The following is a 22,345-nucleotide window of genomic DNA, read 5'->3' on the forward strand; positions in this document are numbered from 1 at the left end:
AGGATCGACTCATGCGTCCCTTCGCGTCGGAGCCCCTGGTCCGCGTCCGCGGGCTCCGCAAGCGCTTCGGCGGGACGATCGCGCTGGACGACGTCGACCTGGACGTCCACCCCGGCAGCACGCTCGCCCTGCTCGGGCCGAACGGCGCGGGGAAGTCGACGCTGATCAAGGTGTTGGCCGGCGTCCACCAAGCCGACGCGGGGCGGATCACGGTGGACGGGCACCCGCTCGGCAGTCACGCCGCTTCCCGGAGCATGTCCTTCATCCACCAGGACCTGGGTCTCGTGGAGTGGATGACGGTCGCCGAGAACATCGCCCTGAGCGCCGGCTATGCGCGCCGCGCCGGACTGATCTCCTGGCGGCGGACCCGCGAGCGCTGCGCCGACGCCCTGCGGACCGTCGCCGGACAGCTCGACCCCGACGCGCCGATCGCCGGGCTCGATCCGGCCGAGCGCTCGCTGGTCGCGATCGCCAGAACACTCGCGGCCCGCGCGAAGCTCATCGTCCTCGACGAGCCGACCGCCCGCCTCCCGGCCGCCGACTGCGCCCGGCTGTTCGACGTGCTGCACGCCCTGCGCGTCCGGGGGCACGCCATCCTCTACGTGACCCACCGGCTGGACGAGGTGTACCGGGTCGCCGACTCCTTCGCCGTGCTGCGGGACGGCCGCCTCGTCAGCCACGGCCCACTGGCGGACCACAGCCCGGTCCGCCTGGTCCACGACATCGTCGGCGGAGACGGGGACGGAGTCGGAGACGGGGACGGAGGCAGGGACAGAGATGGCGTGGGACCGATCGGTCACCGGCCCGCCATGGCTCCGGCCCACGGACCTGCCCTCCTGAACCTCGACGGCGTACGGACCGTCGGCACGGGGCCGGTCGGCCTGGAGCTGCGGGCCGGGGAAGTCCTCGGCCTGGTCGGCCTCTCGGGGGCCGGACACCTGGAGCTGGGCCGGGCCCTCGCCGGGTCCGGGCCCCTCCTAGACGGGCGGTCCCTGCTCGGCGGACAGCCGTACCGCCCCCGTACGGTCGCGGAGGCCGTGGGCTTCGGAGTCGGCTTCGTGCCGGGCGACCGGGTGCGGGAGGGCTGCGCCGCCGGGCTGACCGTCCGGGAGAACCTGCTGGCCAATCCGCGTGCGGGAGGCCTGTCCGCGCTGCGCCCGCTCCTCCCCCGCCGCGAACGCGCCGAGGCCGCCGCGCTCATCGAACGGTTCTCGGTGCGCCCCCGCGACAGCGAGGCGCCCATCGCCACCCTGTCCGGCGGGAACCAGCAGAAGGTCATGCTCGGCCGGTGGCTGCGTGTGGATCTGCGGCTGCTGATCCTCGAGGAGCCGACCGCGAGCGTGGACGTCGGGGCGAAGGCCGCGATCCATCGCCTGCTCGACGAGGCGGTGGCCGCGGGCCTCGCGGTCCTGCTCGTCTCCACCGACTTCGAGGAGGTCGCGAGCGTGTGCCGACGCGCCCTGGTCTTCGTGCGCGGAGCCGTGACGTCCGAACTGAGCGGTACGGCCCTCACGGTCGCGGAACTCACCCGAGCGGCCTCGGCCATGCCGCCTTCCATGCCACCGTCCGTGCCGCCTTCCAGCCCGCCGTCCGTGCCGCCTTCCGCTCCGCCGTCCGTGCCCCCTTCCGAACCCCCGGCGCACACATGACGGCCCCGCGCGGGCGACCCGGGGGACATCGCCCCGGTGGGCAGCTCATCAGCGCGTATGGTCTGCTCGCCCTGACCGCCCTGCTCTTCCTGGTCTTCTCCCTCGCCCTGCCCCGCACCTTTCCCACGCTGGACACGGTCGACTCGATCCTCTACACCCAGTCGATCCCGGCCGTCCTCGCGCTCGCCGCCATGGTCCCGATCGTGACCGGCTCGTTCGACCTCTCCCTCGGCTACGCCCTCGGCCTCGCGCACGTCATGGTCATGCAGCTCATCGTGCACGCCGGGTGGCCCTGGCCGCTCGCCTGTCTCGCGGTGATCGTCGGAGGGGCGGTCATGGGCGTCGTCAACGGCGTCATCGTCGTGTTCGGCCGGATCGACTCCTTCATCGCCACCCTGGGAACCGGCAGCATGCTCTACGCCGTGACCGGCTGGGTCACCGAGGGCGGCCGGATCGTCCCCGGCCCGCAAGGCCTCCCGACCGCGTTCACCGAGTTGTACGACTCCACGTTCCTCGGCCTGCCGGTCCCCGCGTTCTACGTGCTCGCCCTCGCGGTCGTGCTCTGGCTGATGCTTGAGCGACTGCCGCTCGGCCGGTACCTGTACGTCATCGGCTCGAACCCGCGCGCCGCCGACCTCGTCGGCATCCCGACCCGCAGATACACCGTCTACGCGTTCACCGCGTCGGGGCTGATCGTCGGCTGCGCCGGCGTGCTGCTCGCGGCCGAGCAGCGGATCGGCAACCCGAGCGTCGGCCTCGACTATCTGCTGCCCGCGTTCGTCGGCGCGCTCCTCGGCGCCACGGCCATCAAGCCCGGCCGTCCCAACTCCTTCGGCACCGTGGTCGCCGTCGCGGTCCTCGCGGTGGGCCTCACCGGCATCGGCCAACTGGGCGCCGACTTCTGGGCGGTCCCCCTGTTCTACGGCGGCACCCTCCTGGCCGCCGTCGGCCTGGCCGGCTACACAGCCCGCCACCGTCTGCGCAGGGGCCCGGAGCCCGCACCGGCGCCGGAACCCGCCGGCACGACGGGCCCCACACCATGACCGGGCGAACCCGGCGGGCCTCGCCGCCGGCCCGCCCTGGGTATCGGGACCGCCGCCCGGTCCGCAGTCCGCGGTCGCGGCTCGTTGCGGGTGTCCTGGCGGCGGCGGCGACGGCAAGCCTTCTCGTCGGGTGCGAGCGGGGCTCGGCGGACGGGTCGGGTGGGGCCTCGACAGGCGGTCCGGGCGGCTGTCCTTCCGTTCGCGGCAGGGCTCAGGCCGCCGTCATCCGGGCGGAGCAGACCGACGTCCCCTGGAACGGTCCGACCACCGGGCCCGCGGCGACATCCGGCAAGAGCCTCGTCTACGTCGCCCAGGCCATGATCAATCCCGGGGTCGCGGGCGCCGCGAAGGGGGTGCGGGAGGCCGCGCGGGCGATCGGATGGAACGTCCGGGTGATCGACGGCGGAGGGACGCCCGCGGGCATCCAGGCGGCCATGAGCGAGGCCGTGACGCTCAGGCCGTCCGGCATCGTCATCGGCGGCTTCGACCCCGGCTCGACGACCCGGCAGGTCTCCCGGGCCAACGCCGAGGGCATCCCGCTCATCGGCTGGCACGCGGTCGCCACACCGGGTCCCAGTCGGCGCCCCGAGCTCTTCACCAACGTCACCACGCGGGTCGAGGACGTGGCCGACATCAGTGCGCAGTGGATCATCGCGCACTCCGACGGTCGCGCCGGGGTCGTGCTCATCACGGACGCCTCGATCCCGTTCGCCAAGCACAAGTCCGAACTGATCAGAGAGGAACTCGCCACCTGCTCGGGCGTGCGGCTGCTCTCGTACGAGAACATCCCGATCGCGGACGCGAGCAACCGCACCCGGTGGGAGATCTCCACCCTCCTCTCCCGGTTCCGAGGCAGGTGGACCCACTCCGTCGCCATCAACGACCTGTACTTCGCCGACGCCGCCCCCGCCTTCCGCGCGGCCGGCCGCAAGGGCTCCGGCCCGCCCTTCAACATCGGTGCGGGCGACGGCGACCCCTCGGCCTTCCAGCGCATCGACAGCAGGCAGTACCAGTCCGCCACGGTGCCCGAGCCACTGACCCTGCAGGGCTGGCAGATCGTCGACGAGTTCAACCGCGCCTTCTCCGGCCGGCCCGCCAGCGGGTATGTGGCCCCCGTCCACATCGCGACGGCCGAGAACAGCCAGGGCGCCACCTCCTGGGACCCGTCGGGCTACCAGGAGGCCTACCGGATGATCTGGGGCCGGTGACGCGTGGTCAGACGAGCGGATGCAGGGCTCGCGCGAGAGCCGTCGGTGTCCGGGATCACGGTCGAGGGATCCGCTACACGTCGATGTGCGCTCCCATGATGACCGTGCGGTCGCGGGGCAGGCCGAAGTGCTCGGCGGCGTCCGCGGTGATGTAGGAGGTGGCGATGAACAGCCGCTTTCGCCAGGCCGCCATGGTCGGCTCCGTTCCTCGCCGGAGCTTGATCTTCGACACGAAGTAGGACGCCTGGTCCAACTCCAGCCGCCCCTCGGTCAGGGCCGGGTCGAGCGTCGCCAGTGCGGCGGGCACGTCCGGTGTCTCCAGGTAGCCGTACCGGGCGGTGACGTAGATGATCCCGTCGTCGCCGTAGCCGAGGGGGTCCACGCTCATCCGCCGGTCGGCCGGCACCCTGGGCACGGGCTCGGTCTCGAGGGAGAGGATCACGACCTGCTCGTGTCGCACATGGTTGTGCTCGACGTTGGCCCGCATGGCCAGCGGCGCCGTCTGTCTGCCGCGGTTGAGGAAGACGGCCGTACCGGGCACCCGGAACGTCGGCGCCTCCCCGGTGCGCAGTCGGTCGATGAACTCGGGCAGCGGGCCTTCGTGCCGTACCCGCTCCTCGGTGACGATCGCGCGGCCGCGTTGCCAGGTGGTCATGACGGTGAACGCGGTGACGCCGATCAGCAGCGGCAGCCAGGCGCCGTGGACGAGCTTGGTGAGGTTGGCCGCCACGAAGAGCAGGTCCACGAACAGCAGCACGCTCAGGCCGCCGGCGAGCAGCCATCGCGGCGTCGCCCACTTGACCCGGGCGACGTAGAAGAACAGGAGGGTGGTGATCGTGATGGTCCCGGTCACCGCCATGCCGAACGCGTAGGCCAGCGCCGCGGAGCTGCGGAAGGCGAAGACGAGGGTGAGGACCGAGACCATCAGCAGCCAGTTGATCCACGGGACGTAGATCTGGCCGATGGTGGACTCGGAGGTGTGCTCGATCCGCAGCCTGGGCAGGTAGCCGAGCCGGGCCGCCTGGGAGGCGACCGAGTAGGCCCCGGTGATCACCGCCTGGGAGGCGATCACCGTCGCGGCCGTGGCCAGCACGACCATGGGCCATCGACCCCACTCGGGCACGAGCAGGAAGAACGGGCTGCTGACGTGCGCCTGGTCGCCCAGGATCAGGGCGCCCTGGCCCAGATAGCTGAGCATGCACGCGGGGAAGACGAGGAGCAGCCAGGCGCGGGTGATCGCCCGGCGTCCGAAGTGCCCCATGTCGGCGTAGAGCGCCTCGGCGCCGGTGACCGCCAGCACGACCGCGGCCAGGGCGAAGAACGCGGTGCCGAAGTGGCCGGTCAGGAAGCCGAGTGCGTATGACGGCGACAGCGCCTTGAGGATCTCCGGGTGGTCGACGATGCCGTCCACGCCGCAGGCTCCGATGGAGACGAACCAGAGGATCATCACCGGTCCGAACACCCTGCCGACGGCCGCGGTCCCTCTGCGCTGCACCAGGAACAGCGCCACGATGATCACTACGGTGATCGGGACGACCGCGTCGTCCATGGACGGCTCGACGACCTTGAGCCCCTCGACCGCGGACAGGACCGAGATCGCGGGGGTGATCATGCTGTCTCCGAAGAACAGCGAGGCGCCGAAGATGCCCAGCGCCGCGAGGAAGGCGGCGGCCTGTCGTCCTCGCTGTTCGCTCTGCCGCCTCAGCAGCGTGATCAGCGCCATGATGCCGCCCTCGCCGTCGTTGTCGGCGCGCATCGCCAGCAGGACGTAGGTGACCATGACGATGATCATCACCGACCAGAACACGAGGGACACCACCCCGTACACGTTCGCCGTGCTGACCGGGACGGGGTGCGGGTCGTCCGGGTTGAACACGGTCTGGAGGGTGTAGATCGGGCTGGTCCCGATGTCGCCGAACACGACGCCGAGGGCGCCGATCACCACAGCGAGGCGGACGGCTTCCCGTGCGCTCGGCCCGCCGGCCGACTCCGATCGCGGCACGGAACCGTCGTCCGGCCCGGTCGGGTGCTGACGATCGCTCACGGCAACCCTCCTCCACCGGGTCGACGCGCCGTGAGGTCGACGCGACGTACGGGACGGGTCGATCCCATCACGCAACCATCGACACAGCCACTCACACATTTCGTGACAGCACTGCGCGACAACGCTCGGCCGGCTACGGCCCCACGTCGCGGCGATCCGACTCGGAAACAAAAGTTTACAAGATGCTATTCGTTAACTAGAGTTGTCGCATGACCTCATCCGAGATCACCCCCGAGGAACAGACAGAGCTCGACAAGGCCCTCTACGACGCTCTCCATCCGCTCGCGTCGGCGCTGCGCTCGCGAGCCTCAGGGCTGCCCGCGGACCGCATGTGGGAGGCGGATCCGGTCGAGGTGGCGCTGTCCGTGCTGGCCGCCTGGAAGGCGGTGGACGCGGAGGTCAAGCGGCTGACCGCCGTCGCGGCGGGGACCGCCGGAGCCTACGGAGCGAGCTACGAACAGTTGGGCGCCGTCTGGGGCATCACCCGACAGGGCGCCCGCAAGAAGTGGCCCGACGCCGTCAACCGCTCGGCTGCCAGGGCAGCGCAGCCGAGCGCCACGCTCGAACTGTGCGGCGGAGTGGCCGAACTGGGGCAGGACCCCGCGTCCGGCGGCTGGGCGTGGACCGGCCGGGGCGCCGACGGAACGCACGGCCCGGCCGCCGACGACACCCGGTACGCGACGAAGGAAGAGGCCGCGGCCCACGCAGGGGCCTTCCTCAAGGAGCACGCCCTCGACCGGCCCTAGGTTCGACGCCGGTCCCCGGCGGCGGCCTTTGCCCGGTCCGTCAAATCCCCTTCCTCACAGGTAAGTTGACGGCATGTCACCGGGCTGTGCTCGGCTATGCTCGGCGCCGTTCGAACGAATGCCCAAGGAAACGTGAGAGAGCTCGTGATATCCGGACATGGCGATCACCAGGCGGCGACACATTCGGAGCGCGGCTCAGCACGACTGATCGCCGACCGGTATCTGCTCCAGGATGTCCTCGGCAGGGGCGGCATGGGCACGGTCTGGCGCGCTCACGACCAACTGCTGGACCGTCCGGTCGCCGCCAAGGAACTGCACTTCCTCCCCCACGGCGACGAGGAGCACCGCGTCCGGGTGCGCCGCGCCGTCCGTGAGGCGCGCGCGGTGGCCCGGGTGCCGCACCCGCACGTGGTCGGCATCCACGATCTGATCGAGGCCGAGGACCGGCTGTGGATCGTCATGGAACTCGTCGAGGGCCCCTCGCTGGCGCACCGGATCGCCGAGACCGGACCGCTCACCCCGCAGCACACGGCCGCCCTCGGTCTGCAACTCCTCGACGCGCTGGAAGCCGTGCACGCGGCCGGCACCCTGCATCGTGACGTCAAGCCCGCCAACGTGCTGCTGCGCCCCGGCGGCGCCGCCGTCCTCACCGACTTCGGCATCGCGGCCCTGGACGACGGCGAGTTCCTGACGACCACCGGCGAACTGGTCGGCTCCCTCGATTTCATGGCGCCCGAGCGGGTGCTGGGAGCGGAGGTCGGACCGGCCTCCGACCTGTGGTCGCTGGGCGCGACCCTCGCCACGGTCTGCGGCGGGCACTCCCCGTTCCGCCGACCGGCACGGCCCGCGACACTGCACGCGGTGGCGTACGAGGGCCCCGCCCTGTCGGAGCGGCTCGGCCCCCTGCGTCCGGTGATCGAGGCGCTGCTGCGCAAGTCCCCGGACGAGCGTCCTTCGGCGGCGGGCACGCGTGCCGCGCTGCGGCGCGTGGCGGCGGGAGAGGCCGACGCCGGGCCACTGCCGTCGGCGACCGAGCGGGTGCCGTGGCCCTCGACGCCGTCGGCCGACGCGGACACGGTGACCAGCGGCCAGGGGCGGCTCGTCCCGGCCTGGGGGACCGTGCCGACGGCGGTGCACACCACCTCGCTCGGACCCGCGGCCGCGCAGCCGCCGCGTCCGGCGGGCCGGAGGCGGCTGTGGTGGGCACTGGCCGGTACGACCGTGGCGGCCGCGGGCGTCGTGGGCGGTCTCTTCGCCACCGGCACGCTGCCGCTCAAGGAGGACCCGAAGACGACGACCACCCGCCAGGTCGTCCAGTCGGCGACCAGCTGGCAGCCGGTGGCCGGAGTGTCCGTCCAGCGGGGCGACACGGTAACCGTCCACTTCCTCTCGGGAGAGTGGACGGGCGACTACCGCAACTGGCCCATGACCGGGCCGAGCGGCTACGACGCCGCCACCGACAAGCTGATGGAGGGGGCGAAGGACTGCAAGGTCAAGCCCACGGCTCCGTTCGGCGCCCTGCTGGCGCGTCTCGTGGGCGAGCAGGACTCCCCGGTCCACTCCGTCGGGCAGAAGCTGACCTTCCGGGCCGCCGGGAACGGCACCCTGCAACTGGGCGCGAACGACGTCGCCGGCTTCTGCTCCCAGGACAACCGGGGCTCGATGACCGTGCAGGTGACCGTCACGCACCAACCTTGACCACCCGACACGCCCTTGAGGCACCTTGAAGCATCGAGGCGCGTTACGCCGTTCGGCGGTGCCCCGCGCGCCCGGGCCGACCATGGATGAAACGTTGCGGCTGTAGGGGCTGCTGGACCGGCCCTTGTCGCAGCCCCGCGTCCCATGGGGCGAAACGGACCCTGCGGGCGGTAGGGGCAAGGGGTGAGCGATGACCGACAGCTCCCAGGCCACGCTGGTCGGCAGCGCCCGCGGGCGAGTGGCGCCGACGGCCGAGGGCGCTCGGTGGCCGGTTCGCGGCACTGCATGGCTCGCCTTCGTCGCAGGCGCCTTCACCCTGGCCCAACTCCTCCTCGTCCGGCCGGGGATGGGACTCGGCTGGGACGAGACGGTCTACGTCAGCCAGGTCAGCCCGCACGCGCCGGCCGCGTTCTTCAGCGCCCCGCGCGCCCGTGGCGTCCCGCTGCTGGTGGCCCCGATCGCCGCGTGGTCGTCGTCCACCGAACTGCTGCGGGTCTACCTGGCGGCCCTGTCCGGCCTGACGCTGTTCCTCGCGCTGCACGCCTGGCGGGGCGTCTTCCCGATCCGCGTCCTCGCGACCGCGGGCGGCCTGTTCGCCACGTTGTGGGTGACGCTGTTCTACGGCCCGCAGGCCATGCCCAACTACTGGGTCGCCGTCGCCGCCCTGGCCGGCACCGGGTACTTCCTGCGCGCCCAGGACGACCGCCGCGACCGCACGGCCCTGTGGGGCGTGGGCCTGAGCGCCGCCCTGATGGCCTGGATGCGCCCCACGGACGCACTCTGGGCGACCCTGCCGCTGCTCGCGCTGCTCGTGTGCGTACCGAAGTGGCGGCGGCTCGCGCTGCTGCCGGCGCTGGCCGGCGGCCTGGTCGCCGGGGCCGCCCAGTGGGTCGTCGAGGCGTACGTCTCCTACGGCGGCCTGGCGCAGCGGCTGTCGGACGGCTCCCGCATCCAGGGCGGCCTGGGCTGGAACATCGCCGTCGCGGACCAACTGCGCAGCATGGGCGGACGTACCCTGTGCCGCCCGTGCACGGGCGACCTGCCCCACCCGGCGGTGACGCTCTGGTGGTACGCCCTCCCGCTGCTCGCCGCCCTCGCACTCGTGGTCGCCGTCCGGGCCCGCCGCACGGCTGCCACGCTGGTGCCGCTGGCCTGCGCCGCGACGGCGGCCTTCCCCTACCTCTTCCTCATCGGATACGCCGCGCCCCGCTTCCTGCTGCCCGCCTACGCGCTGCTCGCCGTGCCGGTCGCCGACCTGCTCGTCCGCCTGGTCACGACGCCGGGCCGGATCCGGCGGACGGTGGCGGTGATCTGCGTGACCGTCGCGCTGGCCGGGCACCTCGCCGTGCAGTTCGCCGTGCTGGACCGCACGGTGCGGCGGACCACGGCCGCCCACCACAACTGGACCCACGTCGCCGCCGGCCTGCACCGGCTCGGCATCCGGCCGCCCTGTCTGCTCACCGGGCACTTCAACGTCCCGATCGCCTTCTACGCGGGCTGCTCCTCCGTGGCGACCGTCGGCCACAACGCCAACACCACGGCGGCGACCCTGCTGCACACCGCGCGCCACACCCCCGTCGCCGTACTGGCGAAGGGGGACGCCGGCCCGCCCGCGTACGCGCGCGCCTGGCCCTGGCACGAGGTGGCCGGCTGGCGGGTGTACGTGACGCCGACCGCCTCGCGGACAGCGGCGCCCTGAGCGTCCGTCACACGGGGCGACCCGCCGCTCCGCGCGCTCACGGCACTCACAGCACTCACAGCACTCACAGCACTCACAGCACGGTGATCACGGCCTTGCCGCGGGCATGGCCCCGCTCCACATGGCGCACGCCTTCGGCGGTGTCGGCCAGGGGGTAGGTCCGGTCGACCACCGGGGTGAGCGTGCCGGCCTCGATGAGCGCGATGACGGCGAGCAGGTCCTCGTGGGTGGGACCGGCCGGGGCCGACGGAAGGATCGGGCGGAGCCGCTGCCGGGCGAACGCGTCGGCCGCGACCAGCCGCAGCATGGAGCCGACCGCTCCGAAGACATGGCCGGGCGAGCCGCCGCCGTTGGCCACCAGGGTCCCGCTCGGGGCGAGCGCCCGGCGCAGCCGGCTCAGCGGGCGGTTGCCGACGTTGTCCAGGATGACGTCGTAGCGCACGCGACCGTCGGTGAAGTCCTCCTGGGCGTAGTCGACGACATGCGCGGCGCCCAGTGCGGCCACCAGGTCGGCGTTGCGGGCACTGCACACCCCGGTGACCTCCGCGCCGAGGGCCGCGGCGATCTGCACGGCGAACGTGCCGACGCCACCGGCGGCCCCGTTGACCAGCACCCGCTGCCCGGCCTGCGTCCGCCCCACGGTCCGGATGCCGCGCAGGGCGGTCACCGCCCCCATCGGCACGGCCGCGGCCTGCTCGAAGGTCAGGCCGACGGGCTTGGGCACCAGCAGGTCCGCGGTGGTGAGCGCGTACTCGGCGAAGGAGCCCGGGCAGAAGCCCAGCACCTCGTCGCCGGGCTCGAGCCCGTGCACGTCGGCGCCGACCGCCTCCACCCGTCCGGCCGCGTCGATGCCGGCGACCCGGCGCTTGGGCCGGTTCAGCCCCACTCCGCCCATCAGCCGTGCCACATACGGGTCGCCGCGCAGCATGTGCCAGTCGTAGGGGTTGAGGGCGGCGGCATGCACCCGTACCAGCACCTGGCCGGCCCCGGCCGTCGGCCGGTCGGTGTCCGCGAGCCGCAGTGTGTCCGGCGGACCGAACCGCTCCTGAACGATCGCCTTCATCAGGTCTCGTCTCCCCTGTCACCTCGTGATCGCGACTGGAGGTGTACGGCGTACACCTCCAGTCGCACGGTAGGTGTACGCCGTACACCCGTCAAGGGGCGAAGAGGAAAGGAGAGGAAAGAGGACCGAAAAAGACAAACCACGCGAGTGGATCAGGTCGTGCGCTGGAGCCGTTCGAGGCCGTCCAGGGTCAGGTCCAGCGCGAACTCGAACTCGAACTGGTCGTCGCAGCCCGAGCCGACCACGGACTCCTCGTCATGGGCGACCGCCATGGCCAGTTCCGTGATGTGGGGATAGCGCGCGGCCATCTCCTCGGGCGGCAGCGCGTCCGGATCCGGCTCGCGGTCGGAGCTGTCCTCGAACAACTCCTGGGAGAAGCCCAGCAGACGGCTCCCCATGACGTGCATCGCGTGATGGACCAGGTCGAGTGAGAACCCCCCGGCCCGGAAGATCCCGATCATCGAGTCCAGATACGCCATGAGTGCGGGCGTCGGGGCGGACCGCGCCTTCATCCGCGACTCGATGACCTCGGGCGCCCACGGGTGGCGCAGCAGCATGCGGCGGGCCGACAGCACCCGCAGCCGGACGGCGGTCTTCCAGTCGGCGTCGTCGGCCGGCGGGTCGATCTCGCCGACGAGGGCGTCGATCATGCCGTCGAGCAGCTCGTTCTTGTTCGCCACGTGCTTGTACAGCGCCATGGGCACGACACCGAGCGCCTGCGCGATCCTGCGCATGCTGAGCGCGTCGACTCCGCCTTCGTCGGCGAGGGCGACGGCGGCACTCAGCACCCGCTGCCTGCTCAACGGCGCACGGGGTTGCGTGGCGGTGCCGACCTGCGTGGCCATCTCCACCATCCCCTTCCGTGCGGGCAGGCCCCGGAGCCGCCCCTCGTTCCCGTCGACGAAGGTACAACGTCCGTGACCACCGATGAGTTCGGCGTCTCGCGTCGGTCATATGGGGGACGGAGCCGATGCAGCCGGAACCGTCCCGGGTGCCGTTGTCAGTGCCCCCGGCTAATGTCCGCAGAACCGACCCGCTGCCTCTTTCAGGAGGATTCCATGGCTTCGCGACTCAACCCCTACATCACCTTCGCCGGCGAGGCCCGGCAGGCGCTGGAGCGCTACAAGGAGGTCTTCGGCGGCACCCTGTCGCTGAACACGTACGGCGACTTCGGCCAGGGCGAAGCCCCGGGCTCGGCCGGCGCGGACAAGATCATGCACGGCATGCTGGAGACCCCGAGCGGCTTCACCCTGATGGCCGCGGACACCCCGCCCGGCACGGACTTCACCGTCGGCACCAACTTCTCCGTGAGCCTGAGCGGGGACGACGACACCGAGCTGCGCGGCTACTGGGACAAGCTGTCCGCCGACGGCACGGTGTCGGTGCCGCTGGACAAGCAGATGTGGGGCGATGTGTTCGGCATGTGTACGGACCGCTTCGGCATCACGTGGATGGTCAACATCACCGCGGCACAGGGCTGAGACCGAGGCCGGGTACGGGACCGAGGCCGGTTCGAGACCGGGTACGAGGCCGGCCGGGTACGAGGCCGGCCAGTACGGGCCGAGACCGGTGACCAGGTCGGCCGCCCAGGCGTCGGCCTCGCACCCCCGGCCGGCCTCGATGCGGTGCCCTCACACCGGGCGGCGTCCCCCGAGCGAGGCGGCGACGAGTTGCTCCGCGACCCAGCGTGCGACGTCGTCGGGGTAGGGCGCGGCCAGTCCGAGGACGATGTGCCGGAAACCGGCGTCGATCGCTTCGGCGATCGCGTCCCGGGTCGCGCCGGGGTCGTCATAGGAGACGTGGAGCACGATCGAGCGCGTGATGGCGGCGGGATCGCGCCCGATCTCGGCGCAGTAGCGGTCCAGCAGTGCGCTGCGCTCGACGGCGTCGACGATGTCGCCGCCCGGGATGTTCCACAGGTCGGCGTGCTCGGCGACCACCCGCAGCGTCGAGGCGGCGCGCCCGCCGATGAGGATCGGCGGGTGGGGGCGTTGGACCGGCTTGGGGTTGCCGAAGGCGCCGGTCAGCTGGACATGGGTGCCGTGGAAGTCGAACGGCTCGGTCTCGGTCCACAGCCGCCGGATCACCGTGCACGCCTCGGCGAGGCCGCCCACGGCCTGGGCGGTGTCGTGGAAGGGCAGACCGTGGGCGGCGTACTCGCGCCGGGCCAAGGGGTGGCCGGGGCGTGAGCCGACGCCGATGCCGAAGTCGAGGCGTCCGCCGGAGACGACGTCGACGGTCGCGGCGATCTTCGCCAGCATCGCCGGCGGCCGGAAACGATTGCTGGTCACCATCACGCCCAGACGCAGCCGTCGGGTGTGGGCGGCCAGGGCGGAGAGCAGAGTCCAGCCTTCGTAGGTCACGCCGTCGGGGTCGCCGCCGATCGGCATGAGGTGATCGAACAGCCATGCGTGCTCGATCTCCGGGAGGGTGTCGGCCTCACGCCAGACCCGCAGGATGTCGTCGTAGTCGACCTGCGAGGGAGCGGTCATGATCCCGAAGCGGGGAGTGGGAGATTGCGCCATGGAACCGTGAGTCGTCACTTGCTCTGCAGCTTCCCCAGCGGGTCGGGGTCGCCCTCGAGTGCGACGGTCGCCGCCTTCCAACCGGTGTCCCCGGGGTAGAGGACGCTGCGCAGGAAAGCGGTGCTGAGCTGCTGGATCAGGGCGACGCGGGCGGGACTCTCGTCGGTCGTCTCGGCGACCTCGTAGCCGGGGATGCCGCCGAGCGAGTGCTCCGCGCCGAACAGGGTGAGCAGGCTCTTGTCGCCCGGGCTGTGGGTGTAGGGGTCGGTGAACCAGTCCGGTCCACGGGTGGACAGCTGGGACCGGTCGTTGTCCCCGGCGACGATGAGAGCAGGCGGGGTCATGGCGTCGAAGGACGGCCTCAGGAAGGGGAGATGCTCGGCGGCGAACGGAGTGAGGTCGTCGCCCAGGCCGGTCAGGGCGAGCAGCACGCCCGCCTTGACCCGAGGGTCGGACATGTCCTCGCCTGGCGCGCCGGCGGAGTCGAGGACCCGCGCGCCCAGCAGCGTGCTCGCCGTCTGGGCGCCCCAGGAGTGGCCGGCCACCGCGATGCGATCGCGGTCGATCCGCCCGCCGAGGCCCGGCACGGAGGCCTCCAGCACGTCGAGTCCGTCCAGCACGCGCGTGAGGTCCTCGATCCGGATGCGCCAGATCCGCGGCGTACGGGGGTCCTCGGCGGGGATGCCGAGCGTCCGGGAGTCGAGGTGGGTGGGCTGGACGACCACGAAGCCGTGCGCGGCCCAGTGGTCCGCCAGCGGAGCGTAACCGTTCATCGACCAGCCGAAGCCGTGCGAGAAGACGATGACGGGCAGGTCGGCGCCGGTGGCGGGGGCGGACACGCGGACCTGGAGGTCCTCGCCCCGGCCCGGGGCGGACAGGACGACGGGCTTCGCGGAGATCACGGTGGTCGAGGTGGTCGAGGTGGTCAAGGTCGTCGGAGCGGTCGATCCGGACATGGAGGTGCCTTCCGTTCGGTTTCTTCGGTTTCTTCGGCTTCTTCGAGTCCTGGTTCGGCGAGCCCGGCGGCGAAGCGCGCCGCAGGCCGGGCCGGGTGGACGCGGGTGGCGTGTGATGGCATGACGGCATGGCCGCCGGTCCCCCGGTCTGCCATCATGAGCAAACCGGAACCTTGCTCCGCTTACGATACGGAACACTGTTCCGCTTCGCAAGGTTCAGCCATGGAAGCCACAGACGTCACAGACGTCACGGAAGGAGGGCCGCGGTGAACGACAGCGGCCAGAAGGCGGGCAGCGCGGCCGGGTCCAAGCGCAAGGACGCCCGGCGCAATCAGCAGATCCTGCTGGACGCGGCCGCCGCGGTCTTCGTCACCTCGGGCGTGGAGGCGCCGGTGCGCGACATCGCGGCCGAGGCCGGCGTCGGGATGGGCACGATCTACCGCCACTTCCCCACCCGGGCGGATCTCGTCATCGCCGTCTACCGCCATCAGGTGGAGGCCTGCGCCGAGGCCGGCCCGGCTCTGCTCGCGGCCGGCCCGACACCGCACGCGGCCCTGGGCAAGTGGGTCGACCTCTTCGTCGACTTCCTGGTCACCAAGCACGGACTGGCAGCCGCGATGCAGACGGACAACGCCGGCTTCGAGGCGCTGCACACCTACTTCCTCGACCGCCTCCTGCCGGTGTGCACCCAACTCCTCGACGCCGCCGCCGCCTCCGGCGAGATCCGCGCCGACCTCGACGCCTACCAACTCATGCGCGGCATCGGAAACCTCTGCATCGGCGCCGACAGCGACTCCCGCTACGACGCACGCCGACTGGTCGCGTTCCTCGTCGCGGGTCTGCGCCGACCAGCCCCCTGAACCCTTCGAGTCACCCGCGACACCCCCAGGCCACCATCCAGCCCCACAGCGCCCCCACGAAAGAGACATCAGGGGTTCACATCTCGTCCACATCCGACGCGTTGGGGGGAAAGGATTCGGCCATTGACTCTGCACGCGCGCCTCGATCACGAAGCCGCTTGCGGAGAAACGTTTCCTTTGGGGGGCGCAGTGACGTCCGTACTGGACGCTGCCGATGAACCGGAGCCCGATAGATCCGGCATGTTCGGAAAGTTGGACCCACCCGTGCCACGCCGACTGCACACGGCCCGGGGGCTCGGTGACCGGATCTTCCGGTACCAGCTGACGGCCACGGGGGTCGTCGTCCTCGGCATCATGGCGGCGGTCGGACTGTTCCTGCTGCTGAGGGCCGGTCAGGCGCTGCGCGCGCGGGGGTTCGGATTCCTCACCACCGCCCAATGGCAGCCGGACGTCCACAACTTCGGCATCGCGGCCGTCCTCACGGGCACCCTGCTGATCGCGGCCGTGGCGGTGACGATCTCCGTGCCGCTGGCCGTCGGGACCGCGCTGTTCATCTCCGACGTCGCCCCGCGCGGTCTGCGCCGCACCCTCGTCACGCTCGTCGACCTGATGGCGGCCGTCCCGTCGGTGGTGTACGGGCTGTGGGGGCTGTTCTTCCTCCAGCAGCACGTGATCGGACTGTCGCGGTGGCTGTCGACCTGGTTCGGCTGGATCCCGCTGTTCGCGGTCGACGGCGCCGATCCCGGCGAACCTCTCGCGTCCGAGAGCGTGTACACCGCGTCCGCCTTCGTCGCCGGGATCGTCGTCGCGCTGATGGTCGCGCCGATCCAGTGCTCGGTGATGCGTGAGGTGTTCGCGCAGGCACCGGCCGGTGAACGGGAGGGCGCGTACGCGCTGGGCGCCACCCGCTGGGGGATGATCCGCTCGGTCGTCCTGCCGTACGGCAAGGGCGGCATCATCGGCGGCACGATGCTGGGGCTCGGGCGGGCGCTCGGCGAGACGATCGCCGTGTATCTGATCATCTCGCCGGTCTTCCTCATCCAGCCGCACATCCTGCAGACCGGCTCCAACTCGGTCTCCTCCCTCATCGCCCTGCACTACGGCGACGCCTCCGACTTCGGCATGTCTGCGCTGATGGCAGCGGGCCTGGCGCTGTTCCTGCTCACCCTGGCGGTCAACTTCACCGCCTCCTCCATCGTGGCCCGCTCCCGGTCCGGCGCGCAGAGCGAGGCATGAGATGACCGTCGTAGAAGAGATGCCCTCGGTGGCGGACGCGGCTCCGGGCCCCCTCGAAGCCCCCCTCGAAACCCCCGTCGAACCTCCCGACCAGCCGCGCCGCATCGGCGGACCCACCCGTTCCGGTGTGCTGGCGCTGTGCGGGGCCGCCGTGTCCGGGCTGTGCGTCGCGGTGCTGCTGTTCGGTCAGATCGCGCCGTTCTCCGGCTCGTTGGGCTTCGCCGTCACCTGGTACGCCGCCTTCCTCGCGATCTACGCCGTGCTCACCGGCCTGGAGGAGGACGGACAGGCGGTCCGCGACCGGGTGATGACCACGGTGCTGTGGACGGCGGCGGGGCTGTTGTTCACGGCGCTCGCCCTCGTCGTCGGCTTCACCGCGTGGCGCGGGCGCGAGGCATTGCCGCACGGCAACTTCTTCACCCAGGACATGCAGGCGGCCGGCCCGCTCGACCCGCTGAGCAACGGCGGCATCGCCCACGCGATGGTCGGCACGCTGATCATGATCGCGATCGCGCTCGCCGTCACGGTCCCGCTGGGGCTGGCCTGCGCGGTCTACCTCAACCAGCTCCCGGGCCGCTTCTCCCGCTTCGTGCGGACCATCGTCGAGGCGATGACCGCGCTGCCGTCGATCGTGGCGGGTCTCATGGTGTACGCCGTCTGGATCCTCGGCCTCGGCATGCAGAAGTCGGGGCTGGCGGCGGGGTTCGCGATCAGCGTGATGATGCTGCCGATCGTGATCCGCGCGGCGGACGTGGTGCTGCGGCTGGTACCCGGCACGCTGACCGAGGCCGCCGAGGCGCTGGGCGCGCCGCGCTGGCGGACCGTCTGGCACGTCGTCCTGCCGACCGCCCGCTCCGGCCTCGCGACGGCGGTCATCCTCGGCACGGCGCGCGGCATCGGCGAGACCTCGCCCGTGCTGCTCACGGCCGGCTTCACGGCCGCGCTCAACGCCGACCCGACGAGCGGGCCGATGGTCTCGCTCCCCCTCGCCGTCTTCAACTTCGTCAAGTCCCCCGAGCCCACGATGATCGCGCGCGGCTTCGGCGCGGCGGCGGTGCTGATGGCCATCGTCCTGATCCTCTTCGTGATCGCCCGGGTGATCGGCGGGCGGGGCCCCGGGCACCAGACGAAACGCCAGGCCCGCAGAACGGCGCGAGCGTCCCGCCGGGACGTCGAAAGATACGCCGACACCGACCGACCAAGGGGCGCGGGCCGTATCGACATGCGGCTCCGCCGCGTGGGCGCGACCAGCGACAACCAACCCGCACCCGACCACGGAGATGGCGACCGATGATCAACGCCCTAAGACGACTGGGCATCCTGGCCGCGCTCATAGGCATCCTCACCACAGCCACCCCCGCCTCGGCCGACAGCTACACCCCCATCGCAGGCGCAGGCTCCACCTGGGCCGAGAACGCCGTGGACGAGTGGCGCAGGGCGGTCAACCAGTACGGCATGCGGATCAGTTACGCCGGTACCGGTTCCTCCGACGGACGGCGTCAGTTCCTCTCCGGCACCGTCGACTTCGCCGTCTCGGACATCCCGTTCCAGACCAACCCGACCGACGGCTCCGCGGCCGAACGCCCGGGCGCGGGATCGTACGCCTATATGCCAATCGTCGCCGGCGGCACGGTGTTCATGTACCACCTGACCGTCAACGGCAAGCGGGTCACCAATCTGCGCCTCTCCGGGGACGTCGTCACGAAGATCTTCACCGGGGTGATCAAGACCTGGGACGACCCCGTCATCAAGGCGGACAACCCGGGGCTCCAGCTCCCCCACCGCACGATCGTCCCCGTCGTGCGCTCCGACGGCTCCGGCTCGACCGCCCAGTTCACGATGTGGATGGCGAACCAGCACAGGTCGCTGTGGCAGGCCTACTGCGCCAAGGTCGGCCGCTCGGGCGCATGCGGGCAGACCTCGTACTTCCCCACCGTCTCCGGCATGATCGCGCAGTCCGGCGATCTGGGCGTGGCCGGCTACGTCGCCCAGAACTACGGTGAGGGCGCGATCGGTTACGTCAACTACTCGTACGCCCTCAACGCGCACTATCCGGTCGCCAAGGTCCTCAACCACGCCGGCTACTACACCGAGCCCACCCCGCAGAACGTCGCGGTATCGCTCCTCAAGGCGAAGATCAACACCAACAAGAGCTCCGCCGACTACCTCACCCAGCAGCTCGAAGGCGTCTACAACGACAGCGACCGGCGCAACTACCCGCTGTCCAGCTACTCGTACATGATCCTGCCGCTGAAGGTGCAGGGCACCTTCACCAAGGCCAAGGGCAAGACGCTCGGCGCGTTCTCCTACTACTTCATGTGCCAGGGCCAGCAGCAGGCGCCCGACCTCGGCTACTCGCCGCTGCCGATCAACCTCGTCCAGGCCGGCTTCGACCAGATCCGCCGCATCCCGGGCGTGCAGGCGCAGAACATCGACATCCGCAAGTGCAACAACCCCACCTTCACCTCCAACGGCCGCAACAAGCTCGCCGAGACGGCCCCCTACCCCAAGGCCTGCGACAAGAAGGGCGCCGCGTCCTGCACCGGCGGCAGCGGCGGCGCCAAGTCGACCGGCACGAGCACCGGTTCCGGCGCTGCCGCCGGCGGATCCACCGGCGGCACGACGTCCGGCGGCAGTACCGGCGGCAGCTCCTCCGCAGGAAGCGCGGGCGGCCGGCCCTCCGTCGATCCCGACACCGGTCAGACGCTGAGCCCGGGCGGAGGATCCGGTACCGCCGGCGGCTCGGGGGACGCCGCCACCACCGCGGACGGCACGGTCGCCCTGGCCCAGCCGGTCGCGGTCGCCGGCCGCACCGGCTGGACCGGCGCCCAGACCCTGATGCTGCTCGCCGCGTTCCTGGTGCTCGGGCTGATTCTGCTGCCGTCCGTGGTGTCCCGTCTCCTCCGCGACAAGGGGGCTTCGCGATGAGGAACGCCGTCCGCGGTCTTCTCACCCGTCTTCTGGCCGGCGCAGCCGTCGGCGCGCTCGCCGGACTCGCCCTCGCCCAGGCCGCCCCGCCCGCGACCGCCGCGAGCACCGGCGGCGGATCCGCCGTCACGGTCTCCGGCCGCGGCGAGTTCAAGGACATGAGGTTCACGGTCGACCGGACCACGCACCTCACCAGCCAGGCGGTCACGGTCTCCTGGACCGGGGGCACCCCGACCACATTCGCGGGCACGCTGTTCAACACGGACTTCGTGCAGATCATGCAGTGCTGGGGCGACGACGACGGGACGGTCCCGGCCAACCCCGGCCCGTCGCGCACCCAGTGCCAGTTCGGCGCCTCCCCGACCACCGACCGGGGCAGCTGGCCGGGCAACGACTACGACGACACCCGCCGCGTCTTCTACAGCGCCGACCCCGCCAACTACGGTCAGGACAACCGCTACGGGGCCGCCAATCCGAACGCGCCGGGCGAGGTCCCCTTCAAGCCGGTCAGCGGCGACACCGTCACCAGCGGCACCCAGAACAACCCCTACTTCAACCGCAACACCACCAACGAGGTCGACTTCGCCCGCACCGGCGCCGACGGCACCGGCAAGGAGTTCTTCGAGGTCCAGACCGCCAACGAGGCCCCGCATCTCGGCTGCGGCGCACCCGTCACCGCGGGCGGCGTGACCAAGCCGCGCGGTTGCTGGCTGGTGATCGTCCCGCAGGGCCGTCTCGACCTCGACGGCAAGCCGTACGCCGACCGGAGCCAGGTCAACGCGGGCTCCCCGGTCTCCTCCAGCAACTGGCAGAACCGCATCGCGATCCCGCTCGGCTTCAACCGGGTCGGCGTCAACTGCGCCCTGGGCTCGGACGAACGCGCCACCGCCGGCAGCGAGCTCGCGGCCGACGCGATGACCAGCTGGCAGGCGGCCCTGTGCCCGTCCGGCAAGGTGTACGGCTACACGGAGCTCGGCGAGCCCGACGCCCGCGCCCGCCTCACCCGCGACGGCGGCTCCGGGCTCGCCTTCACCACCCGCGCGCTGGGCGCCGACGAGGGCACGACCGCTCCTTCGGGGACGACGTCGTACGCGCCGGTCGCGCTGTCCGCGACCGTCGTCGGGTTCACCGTCGAACGCAGACCGAAGGCCGGGGCGTCCCAGGCGGTGGAGAGACTCGCGGGCACGAAGGTCGAGTCGATCGACCTCACCCCGCGGCTGGTCGCCAAGCTGCTCACCTCGTCCTACCGCAACTCGCCCTGGGGCGCGGTGATCAGCGGCACCGCCGCCAAGAAGTACGGGTGGGCGAAGAACAACCCGGCCGGTCTCGCCACCGACCCCGAGTTCGTGGAGCTGAACCCCGAGTTCGCGGAGCTGTCGGTCGCCGAGACCCCGGCCACCGACACCGACCTGCTCACCTCGCTGGGCCACTCCGACTCGGCCCGGGCGCTGTGGCAGTGGATCCGGTCGGACAGGGACGCCCGGCAGTTCCTCGGCGGGGTCTCCGACGACTGGGGCATGCGCGTCAACCCGTACTACTCCACGAACGCCGATCTGAACCCGACCGGCGCCGCCTTCGACCCGTCCCGCACGGACGACTACCCGAAGAGCGACCCCTGGTGCACCGTCCCGCCCGGCACCGGCGCCACCCAGCAGCAGTGCATGATCGACTTCCATCCGTACGTCGACGACATGCACTCCGCCGCGCTGCACACCCGCCGCACGGACGGCCTGTGGAAGTCCACCTGGGACCCGCTGGCCAGCCCGCCCGCCTACAGGAGTCCGGGCCCGCAGACCGTCGGCTCCCGGTTCGTCATCACCGTCACCGACGCGGCCTCGGCCACCCGCTACGGCCTGCAGACCGCCCGGCTGCGCAACGCGGCCGGAACGTTCGCCGCGCCGACGACCGCCGCCCTGACCGCCGCCGCCGCGAGCGCCGCCGGTTCCCAGGTCGCCGAGATCAGCCCGGCGACGGCCACCGCCAAGGCCGCCTACCCGCTCGCCCAGCTGGTCTACGCCGCCGCCCGCCCCGCCGAGCTCGACGCCGCCGCCCGCAAGGACTACGCGACCCTGCTGCGGTACGCGGCGGGCGACGGCCAGCTCACCGGCGCCGACCCGGGCCGGCTGCCCGCCGGTTACGCCCCGCTGCCGATGAAGCTGCGCGACCGCACCGTCGCCGCCGCCAACGCCCTGGCCGCATACAAGGGCGGTGCCTCCGGCAGCGGGAGCAGCGGTTCCTCCGCCGGCTCGTCGACCGGCGGCTCCGGCACGGAGACCGGCGCGGGCAGTGCTTCGGCCGACGGCGGCGCCGGCCCGGCGGCGAGCGGCGCCGCGAGTGCCTCACCGGCCGCCTCGGCGTCGTTCGGCGGTGGCGACGCGGTGCGCACGACCGCGCTGGGCACGACCCCCGACGACCCCGCGAACGCCCTGCGCTACGCCGTTCCCGTGGGCGCGGCCCTCGGCGCGGCGGCCGCGGTGGGCGCGCCCTTCGCGGGCGGCCGCCGGCTGCGGCTCCCGCTGCGGGTGCAACTGCCCGGTGGCCGCACGGCGACCCTCCTACCGGCCCTACCGGCCCTACCGGCCCTGCCGGCGCTTCCCGAGCGGCTGCGCAAGCTGCTGCGGCGCTGAGAGCGCCCCCACAGACGGCCGCCCGCCCCGAAGGACAGTCGGGGCGGACGGCCCGCACCACCC

17 protein-coding genes are annotated in these 22,345 nt (G+C 71.9%); 12 read left to right on the forward strand and 5 right to left on the reverse strand.

What is annotated here, in order from left to right; translation table 11 throughout:
- The first annotated feature begins 11 nt into the window (after positions 1-11).
- The 3 genes from ABZ725_RS25050 to ABZ725_RS25060 are packed head-to-tail and all read left to right on the forward strand — an operon-like array spanning position 12 to position 3,900.
- Positions 12-1,649, forward strand: a complete 1,638-nt coding sequence (locus ABZ725_RS25050) for a sugar ABC transporter ATP-binding protein (protein ID WP_358804807.1) — start codon at positions 12-14, stop codon at positions 1,647-1,649.
- Positions 1,646-2,692 (forward strand): ABC transporter permease, encoded by a 1,047-nt coding sequence (locus ABZ725_RS25055; RefSeq protein WP_358804808.1) that lies wholly within the window; start codon positions 1,646-1,648, stop codon positions 2,690-2,692. Before ABZ725_RS25050 ends, ABZ725_RS25055 begins: the two co-directional genes overlap by 4 nt.
- Complete coding sequence (locus ABZ725_RS25060) at positions 2,689-3,900, forward strand: substrate-binding domain-containing protein (protein ID WP_358804809.1); 1,212 nt, start codon at positions 2,689-2,691, stop codon at positions 3,898-3,900. The genes ABZ725_RS25055 and ABZ725_RS25060 overlap by 4 nt, the downstream gene beginning before the upstream one ends.
- A gap of 73 nt (positions 3,901-3,973) precedes the next feature.
- Here the strand turns inward: ABZ725_RS25060 and ABZ725_RS25065 are convergent, their stop codons facing one another.
- Positions 3,974-5,944, reverse strand: coding sequence for a potassium transporter Kup (locus tag ABZ725_RS25065; protein WP_358804810.1), 1,971 nt, complete (start codon positions 5,942-5,944; stop codon positions 3,974-3,976).
- Positions 5,945-6,153: 209 nt separating this feature from the next.
- Here ABZ725_RS25065 and ABZ725_RS25070 point away from each other — a divergent pair, with 209 nt between their 5' ends.
- From ABZ725_RS25070 to ABZ725_RS25080, 3 genes are all read left to right on the forward strand, one after another.
- Complete coding sequence (locus ABZ725_RS25070; protein ID WP_358804811.1) at positions 6,154-6,690, forward strand: hypothetical protein; 537 nt, start codon at positions 6,154-6,156, stop codon at positions 6,688-6,690.
- Positions 6,691-6,822: 132 nt separating this feature from the next.
- The gene (locus ABZ725_RS25075) at positions 6,823-8,388 is read left to right on the forward strand and encodes a serine/threonine-protein kinase (protein ID WP_358804812.1); all 1,566 of its coding nucleotides are present in this window, start codon (positions 6,823-6,825) and stop codon (positions 8,386-8,388) included.
- Between the two features lie 190 nt (positions 8,389-8,578).
- Complete coding sequence (locus ABZ725_RS25080) at positions 8,579-10,087, forward strand: hypothetical protein (RefSeq protein WP_358804813.1); 1,509 nt, start codon at positions 8,579-8,581, stop codon at positions 10,085-10,087.
- A 73-nt stretch (positions 10,088-10,160) separates the two neighbouring features.
- On the opposite strand, the gene ABZ725_RS25085 is transcribed toward ABZ725_RS25080, so the two are convergent.
- Together ABZ725_RS25085 and ABZ725_RS25090 are read right to left on the reverse strand one after the other, a co-directional pair.
- Positions 10,161-11,150: an NAD(P)-dependent alcohol dehydrogenase gene (locus ABZ725_RS25085; RefSeq protein WP_358804814.1), complete on the reverse strand. Its 990-nt coding sequence runs from the start codon at positions 11,148-11,150 to the stop codon at positions 10,161-10,163.
- A 152-nt stretch (positions 11,151-11,302) separates the two neighbouring features.
- The gene (locus ABZ725_RS25090; RefSeq protein WP_358804815.1) at positions 11,303-12,004 is read right to left on the reverse strand and encodes a TetR/AcrR family transcriptional regulator C-terminal domain-containing protein; all 702 of its coding nucleotides are present in this window, start codon (positions 12,002-12,004) and stop codon (positions 11,303-11,305) included.
- Positions 12,005-12,208: 204 nt separating this feature from the next.
- Between ABZ725_RS25090 and ABZ725_RS25095 the strand changes: the two genes are divergently transcribed.
- The gene (locus ABZ725_RS25095) at positions 12,209-12,631 is read left to right on the forward strand and encodes a VOC family protein (RefSeq protein WP_358804816.1); all 423 of its coding nucleotides are present in this window, start codon (positions 12,209-12,211) and stop codon (positions 12,629-12,631) included.
- Positions 12,632-12,781: 150 nt separating this feature from the next.
- Here ABZ725_RS25095 and ABZ725_RS25100 read toward each other — a convergent pair whose 3' ends face one another.
- Both ABZ725_RS25100 and ABZ725_RS25105 read right to left on the reverse strand, forming a co-directional pair.
- A complete protein-coding gene (locus tag ABZ725_RS25100; protein ID WP_358804817.1) occupies positions 12,782-13,675 on the reverse strand; it encodes an LLM class flavin-dependent oxidoreductase in 894 nt (297 codons plus the stop codon).
- Positions 13,676-13,689: 14 nt separating this feature from the next.
- On the reverse strand, positions 13,690-14,631 hold the full coding sequence (locus ABZ725_RS25105; RefSeq protein WP_358804818.1) for a chlorophyllase: 942 nt from the start codon (positions 14,629-14,631) through the stop codon (positions 13,690-13,692).
- A gap of 266 nt (positions 14,632-14,897) precedes the next feature.
- On the opposite strand from ABZ725_RS25105, the gene ABZ725_RS25110 reads away from it, so the two are divergent.
- From ABZ725_RS25110 to ABZ725_RS25130, 5 genes are all read left to right on the forward strand, one after another.
- Positions 14,898-15,491 carry a TetR/AcrR family transcriptional regulator gene (locus tag ABZ725_RS25110; RefSeq protein WP_358804819.1) on the forward strand — a complete coding sequence of 198 codons (594 nt, stop codon included), beginning with the start codon at positions 14,898-14,900 and terminating at the stop codon, positions 15,489-15,491.
- A 240-nt stretch (positions 15,492-15,731) separates the two neighbouring features.
- Positions 15,732-16,727 carry a phosphate ABC transporter permease subunit PstC gene (pstC, locus tag ABZ725_RS25115; protein WP_358804820.1) on the forward strand — a complete coding sequence of 332 codons (996 nt, stop codon included), beginning with the start codon at positions 15,732-15,734 and terminating at the stop codon, positions 16,725-16,727.
- 1 nt (position 16,728) lies between these two features.
- A complete protein-coding gene (gene pstA, locus ABZ725_RS25120) occupies positions 16,729-18,021 on the forward strand; it encodes a phosphate ABC transporter permease PstA (RefSeq protein WP_358804821.1) in 1,293 nt (430 codons plus the stop codon).
- Positions 18,018-19,655, forward strand: coding sequence for a phosphate ABC transporter substrate-binding protein PstS (gene pstS / locus ABZ725_RS25125; RefSeq protein WP_358804822.1), 1,638 nt, complete (start codon positions 18,018-18,020; stop codon positions 19,653-19,655). Before pstA ends, pstS begins: the two co-directional genes overlap by 4 nt.
- On the forward strand, positions 19,652-22,282 hold the full coding sequence (locus ABZ725_RS25130; protein ID WP_358804823.1) for a hypothetical protein: 2,631 nt from the start codon (positions 19,652-19,654) through the stop codon (positions 22,280-22,282). Before pstS ends, ABZ725_RS25130 begins: the two co-directional genes overlap by 4 nt.
- The last annotated feature ends 63 nt before the right edge of the window (positions 22,283-22,345 follow it).

The organism is Streptomyces sp. NPDC006872, assembly GCF_040635845.1.
Lineage (GTDB): Bacteria > Actinomycetota > Actinomycetes > Streptomycetales > Streptomycetaceae > Streptomyces.